Raw genomic sequence first — 16,238 nt, 5'->3', positions numbered from 1 at the left:
CGCGCCGGGGTCAGCAGATGCCGACGCAGTCCAGCTCGGTGACCGTCCGCCCGTTGATGACGATGGTGAACCTGCCCCTGACCGCTCCCTTTTCCAGGTCGGTGGAGGTGACGCTGGCCTCGAGCGCGACCTTGTCGCCGTCCTGGGTCTGACCGGTGCACGTGACCGGCACCCTGCCGTCCGTCATGTCGTGCGCCTCGCACTCGAGGTCGTCGGTGAGCTTGACCTGGGCGATCTGCTCCACGGCCAGCCGGCCCAGCGGCTGCAGCGCGCCCTCCGCGGCGCCCTGCTTCGCCCCTTCCTCGAAGATCTGCTGCACGTCGGAGCACGCGGTGATCGCGGATAAGCCGAGCACGACCCCCAGGCTCGCGGAGATGATCCTCCTTCGGTACGCGATCTTGATCATGGCCGCGAGCGTAGCAACCGAGGCTGACAGCCGCCGGGGTTTGGCCGCCTTCGGCCGGATACGCCCGGGTTCACCAGGGGCGGAGCGCGGGGTCAGCGCTCGCTGAGCGCCTTCGCCATGCGCTCGACGGCGAGCCGCATGATCGGCCGGGGCGTGGCGAAGTTGAACCGGACGAACCCGACGCCCGCCTCGCCGCACGCCGCGCCGTCGGTGAGCACCACGTCGGCCCGGTCGGCGAAGAAGTCCGCGGGCGACCCGTCGAGGTCGAGCTCGCGGCAGTCGAGCCAGGCGAGATAGGTGCCCTCCGGCGGGGTGTACCGGACCTGGGGGAGATGCTCGGCGAGCAGCTCGGCCAGGTGCCGCCGGTTGCCGTCGAGGTAGCCGATCACCTCGTCCAGCCACGGCCCACCTGCGGCGTACGCCGCCGTGTTGGCGACGAGCCCCAGGTTGGACGTGCCGTACTCGGTGTACCCGCTCACCTGGAACCAGGTCTCCAGGTCCGCCTCGTTGGAGAAGATCATCTGGGCGCACTTGAGGCCGGGCAGGTTCCACGCCTTCGACGCCGAGGTGGCGGTGATCGTGTGCGCGGCGGTGACCTCGGACAGCGACGCGTACGGCACGTGCCGGTGGCCGGGGTAGACGAGCGGCGCGTGGATCTCGTCGGCGAACACGCGGCCGTCGTGCCGCGCCACCACCTCGCTGATCTCGAGCATCTCGTCGCGGGTGAGCACCCGGCCGATGGGGTTGTGCGGGTTGCACAGCACGAGCAGGTGCCCGCCCGCCGCGAACGCCCGGTCGAGGGCGTCGAGGTCGTAGCGCGGGCCCTCGGGGGTGTCGCGCATCGGCACCTGGATGACCTCGCGGCCGAGGGCGGCGGGCTCGGTGAGGAACGGCATGTACGCCGGGGTCGGCAGGATGATCGGCGAGCCGGGCCGGGTGAAGAACCGGATCGTCGCGGTGAACGCGGCGATCACGTCCGCCATCGGGCGGATACGGGCGGCGGGCACGTCCCAGCCGTACCGGGTGCGGTACCACTCCGCGCACGCCCGGGCCATGTCGTCGACGAGCGGCGGGGGCAGGTAGCCGAACGCGCCCTCGTCCACCCCCTCGTGCAGCGCCCGGGTGATCGGGGGAGCCACGTCGAAGTCCATCTCGGCGATGAACGCCCCGATCTTCCCGGGGTAACGCGACCACTTGATGCCGCCGCGCGCCCGAAGCTCCTCGATGGTGATCGCGTCGAACCGTGCCGTCGTCATTGTCGGGGGTCCTTTCGCTGGTTGGCCACGGCGTGGGGGCGGGCCGGGGACGAGTCCGGAGCGGCCGGGACCGTCGCCGCGGCGCGTACCGGTACGGCCGGGCTCGGCCGCCTGACGGAGCTCCGCTCACGCCCGATCATGGTGTGCCCTTCCGAACCCGGCGAATGGTGCGAATGCCACAAAACTTACCGCGACCTTGCCGGGACGCTCACGCTGCTCACGCCCGCGGCCCGGATGCCGCCGTCGTCCAGGGCGACGCGGCGCCGCATGCACGACGCCCGCACGTCCGCGGGCGGCCGTGCTCGTGCCGTCCCGGAGGTCGGCACTGGAGTGCGGTACGGCCGGGCGACGAGGGCGGCCCCGGTCTGCGGGAGCGGCGGGGCGGACCCGGACTTTGCGCTTGCGTCAACCGGGTGGCGGTTACGCCAAGGGAGCTTCACATGTGACGCACATCACATTCGGCGAATTCGATCTCGGTGGCGCGAGGAAAGGTAGATCGAATAATCGCGCGGCATCGCCTGAAATGCAGGCGTTATAGATTCGTAATCTACCTTCCGGCTTTCCTTCGGACTTCTCCGCCGCCCTCGGAAACGATCGCAAACCCGTCCTGACCGGGCTTGACCTGGGCTTGGGGTGTGTTGTTATCTGGTGACCAGCGGTTGAACCGCAGACCAAGGCCGTCACGTCCACGCCAATTCTTTTCGCTGGACGTCGAGCGTGGACGAAGTCCCGATTCCTACAGAGCGGCTCGGTCGGCCGGCCGTACGGCGGCGCGGCGTTGATCTTTTCTCACGGCCCCGAGTAGCGCCTTCCTCATTTGCTTATGTCTCAGCACACCGACGCTTTGCTCAAGATTGCCGAATCCCAGCTTGGTTACGGTGAGGGCCCGGGCGGTCACACCAAGTTCGGTCAGTGGTACCAGAACACCCATGCCAAGGAACCCGGCTACAGCAATGCCGCCTGGTGCGACATGTTCGTCTCCTGGGCTGCGACGCAGGCCGGTCTGCAGGACGCCGTCGGCCAGTACGCGTGGACCGTCGAGCACGCCAAGTGGTTCGAGAGCAAGGGCGCGTTCGGCGACAAGCCGGTGCCCGGTGCCATCGTGTTCTTCGACTGGGACGGCTCCGACGAGATCGACGCGATCGACCACGTCGGCCTCGTCAAGGAGGTCCTGAGCGACGGCACGATCAAGACGATCGAGGGCAACATCTCGAACGCGGTCGTCTCCAAGATCCGCAGCGACGCCACCATCGTGGGCTACGGCTACCCGGAGGTCGTGCGGCAGCAGAACCAGCGCAAGACCGTCCTGGTCAGCCAGAAGAAGAAGGCCGAGGAGGCCGCCGGTTCCAACGCGGCACGCGGCTCGTCGGAGACCACCACGAGCACCTCGACCGCGACCCCGGCCCCGGCCGCCGAGCACGAGGGCATCATGGAGCCGCTCACCGTGAGCGCCCTGCTCCTCCCGGCCCTCATCGCCGCCGCCGTGGTCAAGAAGAGTTCGCTGGGGCAGCGGCTCGCCGCCCGGCTCGCGCCGGCGCGCACCCGCCGCGACGACTCCGGCTGAGCGCCCCCGATCCCCCTCTCCCCCTTCTCTCCCCTCCACCGAAACGGGTCGGCCGGGCCGCGTTCCTCCTGCGGCCCCGGCCGACCCGTCGTCATGTCCGGGAACTCCGCAGGCGTCGGCACGGCGGACGCCGTACCCGGCCCGGCACCTCACCCGGCGATCACTCGTACGGCTCGACCGGCCGCGGCACCTTCGTCACGTCGGTCGCGCGGAGCTGCGGCGGCACCGTCCCCAGCGGGAGCCTGTCCGACTTGGGCGGGATCCACGTGCCGGTCACCTCCACCCAGGTGTTCTCCGGCGGCGCGGGCGCCCCGCGCACCGCGACCTTGAGCGCGATCGCGTCCGCCGCGCAGCAGTTGAGCTGCATGCGCGCCACGTACCAGGTGTCCGACTTCTTCGACCGCACCACGAACCCGGTGAGCCGCACCTGCTTGCCGGTGAGGCTGCGCTTGGGGTCACCCCAGGCGCGTCCCACGAACTCGCCGATCGGCATCGCGATCGGCCCGTCCCCGCGCAGCGGCTCGTACCCCTCGACCACCTCGCGCGGCGGCGGGGGAGGCGCGACGTCGTCCCGCGCCGCGGCGAACGACCCCAGCGCCGGCGGCGCGATCAGGAAGATGGCGAACACCGGCAGGCACATCAGCCACGCCACCCGGGGACCCCGCGAGTGGTCGTGCCCGTGCCCGCCCGCATGCCCGTCCCCGGGCCCGGCCGCGTGCGCGCCGGCGTGCGGGTCCTGGTGGGCCTCGGCGTGCCCGCCGTACCCGTCGGCCGCGGCGGGCCACCGCTCCCGCGCCGCGTCCTGCGGCCGCCGCCACTCCTGCACCAGGGTGGCCACCCCGAGGGCGAACACCACCGCCCCGGCGGCGATGAGGAACGGCCGGAACCCCGGCTTGACGTAGTTGAGGTACTCGGTGGTGAAGGCCGAGATCCGCAGCACGGCCCCGCCGAGCAGCAACAGCACCAGTCCCTGGGATAACCGGCTCACAGCAGCACCCACCCCGTGACGGCGCTGACGACGATCGCCAGCGCGAGCGTGAGCGGCACGAACCGCGCCGCGAACGACCGCCCGAACGTGCCCGCCTGCAGCGCGATCAGCTTCAGGTCGACCATCGGCCCGACGACGAGGAACGCGAGCTTCGCGGTCGGGGAGAAGGCGGTGAGCGACGCCGCCACGAACGCGTCGGCCTCCGAGCAGATCGACAGCACCACCGCGAGCAGTGCCAGCACCAGCACCGACAGCCACCCGACCTCGGCCACCGCCGCCAGCCAGGAGCGCGGCACCAGCACGTTCAGCGTCGCCGCGGCGATCCCGCCCACCACGAGGAACCCGCCCGCGTGCAGCAGGTCGTGCCGCATCGCCGCCAGGAACGCCCGCCAGCCCCGCTCCGCCGAGGCCCGCGGCACCCGCAGCCACTCGGTCCGCCCGAACCGCAGCCACAGCCACCCGGCGAGCACCGCGACCGCGAGCGACGCGACGAACCGCGCGAGCACCATCTCCGGCCGCCCGGGAAAGGCGACCGCCGTGGACACGAGCACGACCGGGTTGATCGCCGGTGACGCGAGCAGGAACGCGAGCGCCGCCGCGGGCGTCACCCCGCGCGCCATCAGCCCCGACGCGACCGGCACCGACGCGCACTCACACCCGGGCAGCACCGCCCCGGCCGCCCCGGCGACCGGCACCGCCGCGTACGGCCGGCGGGGCAACGCCCGCGTCCAGAACGACGGCGGCACGAGCGCGGTGATCGCCGCCGACAGCAGCACGCCGAGCACGAGGAACGGCAGCGCCTGCACGCAGACCGCCACGAAGATCGTCGACCAGGTCTGCAGGGCCGGCGAGGTGAGGTAGGGCGCGAACAGCGAGCGTCCCGCGAACAGCGCCACCACCAGGCCCGCGAAGACCCAGGGCAGCAGCGGCGCCGCGGCCGACCTGCGCCCCCATGAAGCGGGCGGCACGGGACTGTCGGCCTCCGCCGACCAGTCGAGCAGGGCCTTGTCGGACATGGCGACAATCTTGACAGAGCCCGAGTACGGACATCGGGTGATCCGCAAGGCCTGTGGATAACCGCCAGGATCCGTTCACATCTGGGACAGCAGCCACCTCGGCCCGGCCACCGCGGCCCCCAGCTCGGCCACCCGGTCCCGCAGGGCACGGTCCGCCGTCACCACCACGACCCGCTCCCACGGCCGCGCCCGCCGTACCTCCTCGACGATCGCGTCGTCCCCGCTGCCCGACGCCGCCACCACGCCGACCCCGGCCACCGGCTCGACGCCCCGGGCCGCCCCCTCGACCACCATCGTCATCCGCGGGAACCACACCGCCAGCCCGGGCCCGCCGTCCACCGGCCGGCGCAGCCCGGCCCGCGCGAGCCGCCCCACCTCGTCGAGCAGCCGCCGGGTCGCCTCGGCCCGGTCCCGCCACCACCCGTGCTCGGCCCGCGCCCCCACGATGTTCGCCGCGTCCAGCACCACCGTCACCGGCGTCAGCTCCCGCCGGATCGCCGGCCAGGTCTCCGCGAACCCCGGATGCAGCGGCCAGGACGCGATCTCGTCCGCGGGCAGCCACCGCAGCTCCACGCTCTCCGCGCCCGGCGTCGCCTCCAGCAGCGACGCCGCCTGCGCGATCACGGTCTGGAACGCCCAGCCGCCGTGGTCGTCGACGTACACCCCGCACACCCGCAGCGCGCCCGCATCCAGTGCGGCCTCCTCCCGCGCCTCCCGCAACGCCCCGGTGATCGCGTCCTCATGGCTGTCGGTCGCCCCGCCCGGCAACCCCCACGTCCCGCCGTGGTGGCTCCACAACGCCCGCTTCTGCAACAGCACGTACGGCGTGCCGTCCGCCCCGTGGTGTACGGCCAGCAACCCGGACGCCCCGTGCACCCCCCAATGCCGATGCCCCCGCCCGCACAGCGTCCATCCATCGCCGTCGCCGACCGTCATGCCTTCATCTTGCCTGCCCGCCGTACCGGGCACGAGGCGAACGGTCACCGAAGCGTGACCGATCGTGGCCACACCGGCGCACGCGCGGCCGGCCTTCCGGTGCATGCCACCGGGGCCGAACCCTCGCGGGACGGTGCGGATGCCGGTGGACCGGGAGCGGCGGCGATTGACGGGCTGAGCGGGTTCGCGGCGTGGCTCGGCATGCCGTGGCGCTGAGGTTCACGACATGCGGTGCTTCGCCACGCTTGGCACTTGGGGGAATTTGTCAAGTTCTCTGACGTCTTAGGCGCCACATTTCCGCCTCTTTTCTGATTGATGTTCAACATTCGCCGGGTGCAAAGGCGTTGGCAACCTAGCACCTGTCATCAACCCTGCGTAGCGTCCCGAATCCGGTTCCTTTCTGCGATCGATGCTCGTTGGCCGAGATCTGCAGAGATGCCGTTATCTGGCTTGTGTGGCGCCTGTGCTTTACCTCTCGCGAGATTCGGGATCGCGTCATAGCCTGAGAGCGTCGCGACTTCAGGCAGGGCAGGGGCCGCATGGATGACGCCAGGACGCCGATGAGCTTTGGGGAGCGCGTCGAGTTCTTCCGTAAGCGCGCCGGTATGACCCGCAAGGTGCTGGGTGAGTTGTGCGGGCGCTCGGAGGAATGGGTCAAGGCGCTCGAAAAGGGCAGGCTGCTGATGCCGCGTGTCCCGCTGCTCGTCCGTCTGGCGGAGGTCCTCGAAGTGGGGGATCTGGCCGAACTCACCGGTGAGCAACGGCTGACGACCGCCACGTACGGCAAGGCGCGTCATGAGAAGGCCGACGAAATCGCTCGCGCGCTGGTCTCCTATCCACTTGTTTGCGGCGACCGCGAGCCGGTGCCCGCCGCGGAACTGGCGGCGAGCGTGAGACAGGCCTGGATGGTGTGGCATGGCTCGGCGCATCAGCGCACCGCCGTGGCGGCCGTGCTGCCGCGGCTGCTGAGCGATGCGCGCACGTCGGCACGGTTGCTGGAAGGGCGAGAGAGGCGGTCCGCTCTGGCGTCGCTGGCCCAGGTCTACCACCTGGTGCAGTTGTATCTGGCCTTCCAGCCGGTGCCGGGACTGGTCATGCTGGCCGGAGACCGGGCGATGCAGGCCGCGCAGGACGCCGACGATCCGCACGCGATCGCCGCGGCGGCCTGGTACATGAACCACGTCTACCGCGAAGCGGGCGAGCAGGCCGAGGCGCGTCTCGAACTCGCGCACCAGGTGGCCGGGCTGCTACGCCCCGATGCGAGCGAGACCGACCGCGCGTTGTGGGGCCTGCAGCAGCTCGCGATCGCCCTTTCCCTGGCCAGGACCGGGCGCAAGGGGGAGGCGGAGCATCACTTCGACCTCGCCGGCCGGGCGGCCGACGCCCTGACCGCCCACCATCCGTGGCTGCTGTTCGGCCGTGCGATGGTCGACGCCTACGCGATCACGATCTACGCCGATCTCGCCGACGCGCACGAGGCGACGAGACAGGCCGACCGGACGGACCTGTCGAAGTTGCCGTCGGCGACGCGTCGGAGCTTCCACTTGATCGAGACGGCACGTGCCTACCACCTCAAGCGGGAACCGCTCGCCGCCGTCCATCTGCTCAACCGCGCCTACGAGATCAGCCCCGAAACCATCGGGTTCAACCTCTTCGCCCGCTCGGCAGTGCAGGAGCTGATGGTGTCCGGCGGGCCGACGGTGCGCGAGGACGCACGCGAACTCGCGGGGAAACTGCGCCTGCCCGCCGCGTGAGCTGAGGGGTAGGGACTCTACCCATCGACGTGGGGGGATTGCCTTGCCCTCCCATCGGCGCTTACGGAGAGTCCACTAGTCATGTGCGACACGTAACGACTCCTGATCGCCGTGACCACGCGACGGCCACCTGCGCGATGACGGCCGGGAGGCGGCCATGAACGGCGGGCGGCATCGCTGCGGTGTGCCGTACACGCCGGTGCGGCGGATTCGGTGGGATGTGAGGCAGCGGGAGGAGGCGGCGCGTCTCGATGCGGAGGAGCCCGGGTGGGTGGTCGTGTACGGCCCGTGGTCGCGCCGGTTCATGGCGTTCGCCGCCTGGCCGGTGTCGCGGGGGTTGGTGGTCGACGCGCACACGCCGGAGGACCTGTGGGAGGCGATGCGGGACGCGGAGATGACCGACGCCGCGACGAGCAGTGGGCGATGGCACGTGAACGCCACGCCCCGACCGTAGGGGGTCTGCATGCACTGGCACGCCTACGCGTGGACCGGGAACGGGGCCGACCGGGAGCGGGAGGCCGAGCGGCGGACGATCTCGCCGGAGTTCGCCGGCTCGCCGCTGCCGCCGATGCGTACCGGTGACTGGCTTGCCAAGCCCGCGGACCGGGTCGCCGCCACGTTCGGCGATGTGGGAAAGGCCGTGGGCTGGCTCGCCGAGCAGTACGAGCAGTTCCAGGCGTCGCTGCTGCACCCGGACCGCATCGGGCTCGACTTCCGGCTCGGCATCGCCCGGGCGGCGTTGCCGGGCGGGGTGGACGTGCAGTGGGGCGAGTGGCTGACCGGCGGCCGGTTTGTCACGGTTGGCGTGATCTGCTGCCCGAACGCGCACATCCGGCACCCCTGTCCGGTCCCGCGCTGAGGGCGGCCCACAGGCCGGGCGCGGCGGCGCGTGCCCTCGGTACGCCGGGGGGAAGACGCGCCGACCCGAGGATGATCGCGCGCCGCCGTGCCCTTCCAGCGCGTGGCCGTACGCGTTCCCCATCACGTCGACCCAGCCCGCGGCGGCCACGCCGAGGCCCGGCGTCCCGTGTCACCTCCTGTTCCACGGGATGCCGGGCCTCATCGCCGGGCGGAGGTACGGCCGAGCCGGGGCGCTCAGCCGCCGCCCTTGCTGAAGTGCTGGTAGTCCTTGGCGCCGGACCAGTAGCCGCCCCACTCCCAGCCGACGCGCTCGAACGCCTTGACCACCCGGTCGCCCGGGTTGATCACGCCGGGCTTGTCGAGCGGGCGCTTGACGAAGGCGCGGGCGTTGGGGTGCTCGTTGCTGCCGTCGGGGTTCACCCACGGGTTCTCCCGGGGGTTGAGGTCGATCGCCAGGCCGTAGGCGTGCTTCGACCAGTTGCCGGAGCCGGTGGCGCGGCGGCAGTTGAAGGCCGAGGTGTTGTCGGCGTCGATGGACCGGTAGTCGCTGCCGCCGTACCTGTCGACCGGCTCCATGCGGCGGATCGGGAAGCGCCAGCCGTACAGCCGCTTGAAGACGCCCGCGACCTCCTCGGCGACGGACTCGTGGACGATAAGCCGCCCCGTGTGGACCTTGCCGTCGAAGCCCCAGTGCGGCATGACGATCATGCGGAGCTTCTCGACCGGGACCGGGCAGCCGGGCCGCCAGGAGTGCTTGAGCATGCTCCGGTCCACCTTCTGGATCTTCGCGGAGAACGCCGGCGGCTCGGTGGAGGTGGGGCTCGGCGTCGCCTCCAGCGTCGTCTCCGACGGGACCGGCGACGCGGTGTCCGGGACGGACGGGCTCGGCTGCCGTGCCTCGCTCCGCGGCCCGGCGGCCCCGTCGGCCCCCGCGGAGGTGCCGCCGCCGCACGCGGTGGCCGCCGCGACGGCGAGAAGTCCCAGGTAGGGGAGGAGTCGTCTGCGAGCCATGCCTCAGGGTAAGCCGCATCCGAACGGGTTTTCCCGGTCCTCGTAGGGACATTGCGCAGTTGTGGGGGTTTGCCGGACGACTCGTTATTAAGGTGTGCCTCGTGCTTGCTGTACCGCGGATCGGCGGGCCCGGCGCCGGCGTGCGCGTGCGCGCGGCGCGGGGGCACGGGGCCCGGCGCGGGCGGTCGCCCGGCACGGCGACCCGCGTGATCACGGGCGTGCCGGACGCGGGACCGCTCACCGGCCGCCGGCGGCGTACGGGGGACCTGTCCGCCCCGGCGGTCGCGCCGGACGGGGCGGCGCCGTGCCGTACCGCTCCCGGGTGAGGCATCCCGGGCCCCGACGCCGTGGCCCGTCATCTCCGTCGTCGCGGCCGGGCGCCGTACCGGCCTCAACCTGAAACGGACATATGACCACTGCATTACCGCTGCGCGGCGACCGCATCCTGCGCTATGTCACCGCGTTCTGCCCCGCCTGCCACCGCGCCGGGGGTGACCTGCGCGACGTACGGCGGCTCACCGGGCGGCTCGTCGACCGCAACGGGCGGGTGTACCTGGAGCGCGGCTGCCCGGACCACGGGCTGGTCCGCACCCTCTACGAGGAGGACGCCACGATCCTGGCGTACCTGGAGGAGTGGACCGGCCCGGTCGCGTACGCCAACCCGGACGTCACCGGCAACTTCGACCCGGTCCCGGCGGCGTACCTGCGCGGCCTGCCGGAGATGCAGACCCAGCACACCTGCACCCTGGTGGCCGACGTCACCGAGGCGTGCAACCTGCACTGCCCGACCTGCTACGCCGACTCCTCCCCGGAGCGGAACCGGGTCGTGCCGGTCGCCGACGTGCTCGACAACGTCGACCGGGCCATCGAGCGCGAGGACGGCCACCTCGACGTGCTCGTGCTCGGCGGCGGCGAGCCCACCCTCCACCCCGAGCTGCCCGAGCTGCTCGCCGAGCTCGCGGTCCGGCCGATCTCCCGGATCGTCGTCGACACCAACGGCCTGCTGCTCGCCCGCGACGGCGCGGTGCTCGACCTGCTCGCCGAGCACCGCGAGCGGGTGGAGGTGTGGCTGCAGTACGACGGCACCTCGGCCGAGGCGTACCGGTACCACCGCGGCGGCGACCTGCGGCCGTTCAAGGAGCTGGCGGTGCGGCGGCTGTCGGAGTACGAGATCTTCACCACGCTGGTGATGACCGCCGCGCTCGGCGTCAACGACGAGGAGATCGGCGACGTGGTACGGCTCGCGATCGAGACCCCGTACGTCGGCGGGGTGACGATCCGGCCGCAATTCGGCTCCGGGCGGTCGGTGGCGATCGACCCGATGAACCGGCTCACCCACACCGGCGTGCTCAAGCGGCTCGGTCCGCAGACCGGCGGGATGGTGACCTGGCAGGACCTCACCGCGCCGCCCGGCTCGCACCCGCACTGCGGCTCGGTCGGGCACCTGCTGCGCGACGAGGCCACCGGGCGATGGCGGTCGCTCGCCGCGCTCGTCGGGCACCGGCGGCTCAAGGAGTACCTCGGCATCGCGCCGGACGGGGGCGCCGGCGACGACCTGCCGAAGGAGGCGCGGCTCGCCGTACAGGAGGCGCTGCTCGGGCTGCTGTCGGAGCGGGCGTCGTTCTCGGACCCGGCCGCCGGGGAGCTGTGGCGGACCGTCGCGGCCGCCTTCGACCTCGGCGCGTTCACCATGCCCGCGGTGTCCTCCGCGGTGTCGCCCGGGCAGCGGCGGGTACGGCGGCTGCTGGGGGGAGCGGGTCGTGCGGATCACGGTCAAGCCGTTCATGGACATCTCGACGATGGTCGAGGAACGGCTGGTGCAGTGCGGGACGCACGTGGGCACGCGGGCGCGGCGGGACCAGTGCGCGCCGTTCTGCGCGGTGCAGGCGTGGCCCGCGCTCGCCCGGCAGCGGCTGTCGTCCGCCGTGGGGGAGCCGCGTGACCTGGCGGAACGTGTCGGTGCAAAGCAGGGCATAAAGGTCGCCCTGCCCGAGATCCTATGAGCCCGCGCCGACAATCTTCGGCGAAACACTCGCGCACATGTTCGATCTCGCGCTACAGTCTTCCTCGTCGAATCGAACGCAGGTTCGGACTCGAACGCGCGGATTCGCACGTTTGTGCCACTCCTGCGTCCGGGAAGGGGGTGAGCGCGATGACCGTGCTCCTGGCACCGGCCGTGCCCGCACCGCGCACGGCCGTGTCGTCGGTGGGGTCGTCGGGCGGGCCGTCGACGGGGGCGTCGGCCCTGGCGCGGGTCCCGGCGCCGGCCGGGGTTCCCGCCGCGGAGCGGACCGCCGCGCCGTCCTGCCGCCCGCGCCGGGCGACACGCCGTACGACTTTCTACGGAAATCTACGGCGTCCGCTAGAGCCCGTCATAAAGTCCGAGAGCGTGGACCCCGTGCGCAACCCCTACGCCCCCGGCGCCGGCCAGCGTCCCCCCGAGCTCGCCGGGCGTGACCGCGAGCTGAGCCAGTTCGAGGTGGTGCTGGAGCGGGTGGCCCGGGGCCGCCCCGAGCGCAGCATGGTGCTCACCGGGCTGCGCGGCGTGGGCAAGACCGTGCTGCTCAACACGTTCAAGTCGATGGCGATGCAGCGGCTGTGGGGCACCGGCAAGATCGAGGCGCGGCCCGACCAGTCGATCCGCCGCCCGATCGCCGCCGCGCTCCACATGGCCGTGCGCGAGCTCGCCCCGCGGCACCGCGCGCCCGACCGCATCGAGTACTTCCTCAGCGTGCTCAAGGCGTTCGCGATGCGCGACCCGACCGCCGCGAAGGGCACCTCGCACTGGTCGCCCGGCATCGACGTGCCCGCCGCACGCGGCCGCGCCGACTCCGGCGACCTGGAGATCGACCTCACCGAGCTGTTCGTGGACGCCGCGTCCGTGGCGACCGACCTCGGGGTCGGCATCGCCCTGTTCATCGACGAGATGCAGGACGTGCGCGCCCCCGACATCTCCGCGCTGTGCGCGGCCTGCCACGAGCTGTCCCAGACCGGCGGCCCGCTGATCGTGGTCGGCGCCGGCCTGCCGCATCTGCCGAGCGTGCTCTCGGCGAGCAAGAGCTACTCCGAGCGGCTGTTCCGGTACGCGCGGATCGACCGGCTCGACCGGGAGGCCGCCGACCAGGCGCTCATCGCGCCCGCCGAGCGCGAGGGCGTGGAGTACACGCCCGAGGCGCTGGAGGCGCTCTACGAGGCCGCCGACGGCTACCCGTACTTCGTCCAGGCGTACGGGAAGGTCACCTGGGACGCCGCGCCGCGGAGCCCGATCACCGCGGACGACGTGAAGGTGGCCGCGCCCGAGGCCGAGGAGGAGCTCGCGGTCGGCTTCTTCGGCAGCCGGTACGAGCGGGCCACCCCGGCCGAGCGCGAGTACATGCGCGCGATGGCCGAGATCGGCGCCGCCAACGGCGACGAGCCCGTGCCGACGTCCGAGGTGGCCAAGTGGCTGGGGCGCAAGCCCTCCAGCCTCTCCCCGGCCCGGGACAGCCTGATCAAGAAAGGACTCGTGTACAGCGCCGAGCGCGGGCTCATCGGGTTCACCGTCCCGCACTTCGGGAAGTTCCTCCGCGCCCAGCCCGTCTGATCTTCGTTGACCGGGTAAGACGTCCTAGACCTCTCTACGGCTTTCTAGAGGGGAAGCTAGAGAGCCGTAGAGAGCCGAATTCGCACGACCGGATCGGAGAATCTACGCCTGTCTAGTCTCAGGCCGATACAGGGATAGATTCCGGCAGAGACTCGAGCGAGGTCCCGTCGGCGGCGACCAGCGCGCTGCGGACGGGGGCGTGTCGGCCGCCGTCGAGATGGACGGCGAACACCACGTCGACCGCGTCCCCGTCCGCGGTGCGCCCCTCGTAGACGAAGAACCGCCAGCACAGCTCCCGCCAGGTGTCGACCGGCGTGGTGGAGACGAGCAGCGGCCGCCGCTCCCGCCATTCCGCGCTCGCGGTGAGCCGGGACAGCGCGTCCTCCACCGGCGCCTCGCGCAGCTCGCACGGCGCGCGGTAGCGCATCCGGGCGATCATCTCGTCGATCTCCGGCGAGAGCAGCAGCACGAGCGCGGCCGCGGCGACGGTCCAGCCGAGCATCGTCCACGACAGGCCCGCGACCAGGTCGGCCGCGGTGACCGGGGAGAGCGCGACGGCGAGCGTCATCAGGCCGAGCGTCATCGCCCGCCCGATCGAGCGCAGCCCGACCGGCTTGCGGCTCACCTCGCCGAAGCAGCCGCACCCGGCCTCCGGGCGGCGGCGCTTGAGGTCCACCAGCACGTAGGTGGCGAGGGTGAAGAACACCACCGCGCCCCACCGCGGCAGCGGGTGGTCCCACAGCGGCAGCGCGACCGCGTACGCGAACTCGACCAGCGCGCACAGCACGATGGCCGGCCGCCGCAGCCGCTCCGGCAGCAGCACGGTCGGGCCCAGCCCGCCGAGCCCCTCCGGCTCCGCGCCGCGCCGTACCGCCGCCAGCTTGAGCACCGCGCCGAGCACCAGCACCGGCACGATGACGGGCAGCGAGGCCAGAGCGATCGTCGTCGTCATCGCACCCTCACCCCAAACCGATACCGGCATTGAAGCACCCCCTCGACAGCTCGCCGCCCAGCTCGACGAACGACGCCGGCGAAAGCTCCACGATCCTCCCGCGCTCGGAGGTCCCGCACTCCACGCACCGGTCGCAGAACCGCCCGGTCAGGCACCCGCACGCGACGATCGGCACCACCGCCGACCGCCCCGTGCACTGGTTCTCCACGCGCAGCGCCGACCCCAGCGCCAGGTACGGCAGGGCGGCGCAGGTCACGCCCACCTGGTCGCACTCGGCGTCGGACCGCTCCAGCCGCGGGTAGGCGGCGCCGCGCTCGTCCTCGTCGAACGCGTCCGACCACACCGCCGAGCCGACCTGCACCGACGGCACGTCGTAGGTGAGCGGCGGGGCGGGCACCGCGTCGGCGCGGTACGGCGGCTGCGAGGCGGCCGGGAACAGCGCGGTCGGGTTGCCCTTGCCGAGGGTGCCGATCGCGTCGAACAGGTAGCCCGGCTCCAGCCGGGGGTAGCGGACCTGGATGCGGCCGGTGGCCCGGTACGGGATGGTGATCGTGCGCCGGCCGCGGTGCGGGCCGCAGTCGAGCTCCACGGTGAGGTCCCGGGTGCCGTGCACCCGCAGGATCTTCCCGGTGAACCGGGTGATGTCCACCCAGATGCGGTCGGCGACCCGGCCGTACTCCCCGGCGGTGCGCACGATCGCGCGGGCCCCGAGCGGCAGGTCGGCCGGCGCCGCGTCCCCGCCGTGCCAGGCGGTCGCCCACGGGGCGATGACGAGGCGCACCTCGTCGCCGTCGGCGTTCTCCAGCACGAGCAGGTGCGGGCTGACGTCCCGGATCTCTCCGGTCACCACGCCGGGCGCCGGTCGCTCGCCCGGCACCGGCCCGAGCGACGCGGGCTGCCGGCCGAGCACGGCGGCGGCGCGCGCCCGGCGGCGCTCGACGTTCATCGGTCCACTCCTCCCCTGGCTCCCGGGCCCGCTCCCCGGCGGCGCTCCGGCGTGCGAGGTCCCGCCCGCCGTGTCCGCGGTGGCGGCACCCACCGGAGCCCGCGGCGACGTGGAACCCCCGCCCTCTAGCCTCACATGTCGAGCCGGAATCGTGCCTTGCATCTGCAAATTCATGCACGCGACGGCCGGGAGAGGGGCGAAGTATCTCCTACTGCTTGAGACGGTTTCACTCCGCTATGCGGCGATTGTGCACCCGTGCCGCGCATTTGCGGACGTGGACGGCGGTTCGTGCATCGCTTGGACGATCTTTGCATTCGGTGGACGGAACCCTGATTCCCGGTTCGGCCGCACGAGGGGCGCGGGATGTCATTCTGGCCACAATATGCGTACGAACCATGACGGTCCGCAGTGCGACGGCGGCGGGTGCCACGAGACGTTCCACGACTACGTGGCCGCCCGCGGCCCCGTACTGCTGCGCATGGCACTCCATCTCGCCGGAAACTCCACCGACGCGGAGGATCTGCTCCAGGCCGCGCTGATGAAGACGTACCTGGCCTGGGACCGCATCAACGACCGCAGGGCGATCGATGGCTACGTACGGCGCGCCATGGTCAATATCAACATCTCCTGGTGGCGTCGCCGCAAACTCGAGGAATACCCCTCCGACGAGATCCCGGACGTCCCCGTCCCCGACGGCGGCGCGGCGCACGGCCGCGCGTTCGAGCTGCTCGAGCAGGCGCTCGACCGGCTGCCCAACCGGCAGCGCACCGCGATCCTCATGCGCTACTACGAGGACATGACCGAGCCGGAGATCGCCAAGGCGCTCGGCATCAGCGTCGGCACGGTGAAGAGCACGGTCTCCCGCGCCATGGCGAAGCTGCGCGGGGACCTCAAGGTCCCGGCCCAGGCCCCGCCCCGCGCCTGACCGGCGGCACCGGTCACCAGGGCCCGCCACCGGCGGCCGG

Annotated in this window: 15 protein-coding genes; 7 read left to right on the top strand and 8 right to left on the bottom strand. The window is 72.1% G+C overall.

Annotation, left to right across the window (positions count from 1 at the left end):
- Positions 1 to 10 precede the first annotated feature (10 nt).
- A complete protein-coding gene (locus tag FHX40_RS22575) occupies positions 11 to 406 on the bottom strand; it encodes a hypothetical protein (protein ID WP_142261995.1) in 396 nt (131 codons plus the stop codon).
- Between the two features lie 92 nt (positions 407 to 498).
- Positions 499 to 1,662 (bottom strand): MalY/PatB family protein, encoded by a 1,164-nt coding sequence (locus FHX40_RS22570; protein WP_142261994.1) that lies wholly within the window; start codon positions 1,660 to 1,662, stop codon positions 499 to 501.
- A gap of 823 nt (positions 1,663 to 2,485) precedes the next feature.
- Between FHX40_RS22570 and FHX40_RS22565 the strand changes: the two genes are divergently transcribed.
- Complete coding sequence (locus tag FHX40_RS22565; RefSeq protein WP_142261993.1) at positions 2,486 to 3,226, top strand: CHAP domain-containing protein; 741 nt, start codon at positions 2,486 to 2,488, stop codon at positions 3,224 to 3,226.
- Between the two features lie 160 nt (positions 3,227 to 3,386).
- Here FHX40_RS22565 and FHX40_RS22560 read toward each other — a convergent pair whose 3' ends face one another.
- The 3 genes from FHX40_RS22560 to FHX40_RS22550 form a co-directional block, all read right to left on the bottom strand.
- Positions 3,387 to 4,214, bottom strand: a complete 828-nt coding sequence (locus FHX40_RS22560; RefSeq protein WP_170198969.1) for a TIGR03943 family putative permease subunit — start codon at positions 4,212 to 4,214, stop codon at positions 3,387 to 3,389.
- Positions 4,211 to 5,230 carry a permease gene (locus FHX40_RS22555; protein ID WP_142261991.1) on the bottom strand — a complete coding sequence of 340 codons (1,020 nt, stop codon included), beginning with the start codon at positions 5,228 to 5,230 and terminating at the stop codon, positions 4,211 to 4,213. The genes FHX40_RS22560 and FHX40_RS22555 overlap by 4 nt, the downstream gene beginning before the upstream one ends.
- A gap of 75 nt (positions 5,231 to 5,305) precedes the next feature.
- The gene (locus tag FHX40_RS22550; RefSeq protein ID WP_142261990.1) at positions 5,306 to 6,166 is read right to left on the bottom strand and encodes an NUDIX domain-containing protein; all 861 of its coding nucleotides are present in this window, start codon (positions 6,164 to 6,166) and stop codon (positions 5,306 to 5,308) included.
- A gap of 539 nt (positions 6,167 to 6,705) precedes the next feature.
- Here FHX40_RS22550 and FHX40_RS22545 point away from each other — a divergent pair.
- From FHX40_RS22545 to FHX40_RS22535, 3 genes are all read left to right on the top strand, one after another.
- Positions 6,706 to 7,920, top strand: a complete 1,215-nt coding sequence (locus tag FHX40_RS22545) for a helix-turn-helix domain-containing protein (RefSeq protein ID WP_142261989.1) — start codon at positions 6,706 to 6,708, stop codon at positions 7,918 to 7,920.
- A gap of 220 nt (positions 7,921 to 8,140) precedes the next feature.
- Complete coding sequence (locus tag FHX40_RS22540) at positions 8,141 to 8,374, top strand: hypothetical protein (protein WP_142261988.1); 234 nt, start codon at positions 8,141 to 8,143, stop codon at positions 8,372 to 8,374.
- Positions 8,375 to 8,383: 9 nt separating this feature from the next.
- Positions 8,384 to 8,779, top strand: a complete 396-nt coding sequence (locus FHX40_RS22535) for a hypothetical protein (protein ID WP_142261987.1) — start codon at positions 8,384 to 8,386, stop codon at positions 8,777 to 8,779.
- A gap of 236 nt (positions 8,780 to 9,015) precedes the next feature.
- On the opposite strand, the gene FHX40_RS22530 is transcribed toward FHX40_RS22535, so the two are convergent.
- Positions 9,016 to 9,792 carry a M15 family metallopeptidase gene (locus tag FHX40_RS22530; protein WP_142261986.1) on the bottom strand — a complete coding sequence of 259 codons (777 nt, stop codon included), beginning with the start codon at positions 9,790 to 9,792 and terminating at the stop codon, positions 9,016 to 9,018.
- A 409-nt stretch (positions 9,793 to 10,201) separates the two neighbouring features.
- Between FHX40_RS22530 and FHX40_RS22525 the strand changes: the two genes are divergently transcribed.
- A complete protein-coding gene (locus FHX40_RS22525) occupies positions 10,202 to 11,734 on the top strand; it encodes a radical SAM protein (RefSeq protein WP_211350479.1) in 1,533 nt (510 codons plus the stop codon).
- Between the two features lie 447 nt (positions 11,735 to 12,181).
- Entirely contained in the window at positions 12,182 to 13,375 is a 1,194-nt protein-coding gene (locus tag FHX40_RS22520) for an ATP-binding protein (protein ID WP_142261985.1), read from the top strand.
- A 118-nt stretch (positions 13,376 to 13,493) separates the two neighbouring features.
- Here the strand turns inward: FHX40_RS22520 and FHX40_RS22515 are convergent, their stop codons facing one another.
- Positions 13,494 to 14,327, bottom strand: coding sequence for a MauE/DoxX family redox-associated membrane protein (locus FHX40_RS22515; RefSeq protein WP_142261984.1), 834 nt, complete (start codon positions 14,325 to 14,327; stop codon positions 13,494 to 13,496).
- 7 nt (positions 14,328 to 14,334) lie between these two features.
- Entirely contained in the window at positions 14,335 to 15,273 is a 939-nt protein-coding gene (locus FHX40_RS22510; RefSeq protein WP_142261983.1) for an RlpA-like double-psi beta-barrel domain-containing protein, read from the bottom strand.
- 382 nt (positions 15,274 to 15,655) lie between these two features.
- Between FHX40_RS22510 and FHX40_RS22505 the strand changes: the two genes are divergently transcribed.
- Positions 15,656 to 16,198, top strand: coding sequence for a SigE family RNA polymerase sigma factor (locus tag FHX40_RS22505; protein ID WP_142261982.1), 543 nt, complete (start codon positions 15,656 to 15,658; stop codon positions 16,196 to 16,198).
- The last annotated feature ends 40 nt before the right edge of the window (positions 16,199 to 16,238 follow it).

This window comes from Thermopolyspora flexuosa (genome assembly GCF_006716785.1).
Taxonomy (GTDB): Bacteria; Actinomycetota; Actinomycetes; order Streptosporangiales; family Streptosporangiaceae; genus Thermopolyspora; species Thermopolyspora flexuosa.
The sequence above is the reverse complement of the archived record's forward strand: the minus strand, read 5'-3'. Positions and strand labels throughout refer to the sequence as shown.

What these genes read in the sequence shown, in the direction of transcription:
- FHX40_RS22575 (WP_142261995.1), bottom strand. Translation starts at nt 406, where the DNA reads ATGATCAAGATCGCGTACCGAAGGAGGATCATCTCCGCGAGCCTGGGG.
- FHX40_RS22570 (WP_142261994.1), bottom strand. Translation starts at nt 1,662, where the DNA reads ATGACGACGGCACGGTTCGACGCGATCACCATCGAGGAGCTTCGGGCG.
- FHX40_RS22565 (WP_142261993.1), top strand. Translation starts at nt 2,486, where the DNA reads ATGTCTCAGCACACCGACGCTTTGCTCAAGATTGCCGAATCCCAGCTT.
- FHX40_RS22555 (WP_142261991.1), bottom strand. Translation starts at nt 5,230, where the DNA reads ATGTCCGACAAGGCCCTGCTCGACTGGTCGGCGGAGGCCGACAGTCCC.
- FHX40_RS22550 (WP_142261990.1), bottom strand. Translation starts at nt 6,166, where the DNA reads ATGACGGTCGGCGACGGCGATGGATGGACGCTGTGCGGGCGGGGGCAT.
- FHX40_RS22545 (WP_142261989.1), top strand. Translation starts at nt 6,706, where the DNA reads ATGGATGACGCCAGGACGCCGATGAGCTTTGGGGAGCGCGTCGAGTTC.
- FHX40_RS22535 (WP_142261987.1), top strand. Translation starts at nt 8,384, where the DNA reads ATGCACTGGCACGCCTACGCGTGGACCGGGAACGGGGCCGACCGGGAG.
- FHX40_RS22530 (WP_142261986.1), bottom strand. Translation starts at nt 9,792, where the DNA reads ATGGCTCGCAGACGACTCCTCCCCTACCTGGGACTTCTCGCCGTCGCG.
- FHX40_RS22525 (WP_211350479.1), top strand. Translation starts at nt 10,202, where the DNA reads ATGACCACTGCATTACCGCTGCGCGGCGACCGCATCCTGCGCTATGTC.
- FHX40_RS22515 (WP_142261984.1), bottom strand. Translation starts at nt 14,327, where the DNA reads ATGACGACGACGATCGCTCTGGCCTCGCTGCCCGTCATCGTGCCGGTG.
- FHX40_RS22510 (WP_142261983.1), bottom strand. Translation starts at nt 15,273, where the DNA reads ATGAACGTCGAGCGCCGCCGGGCGCGCGCCGCCGCCGTGCTCGGCCGG.
- FHX40_RS22505 (WP_142261982.1), top strand. Translation starts at nt 15,656, where the DNA reads ATGCGTACGAACCATGACGGTCCGCAGTGCGACGGCGGCGGGTGCCAC.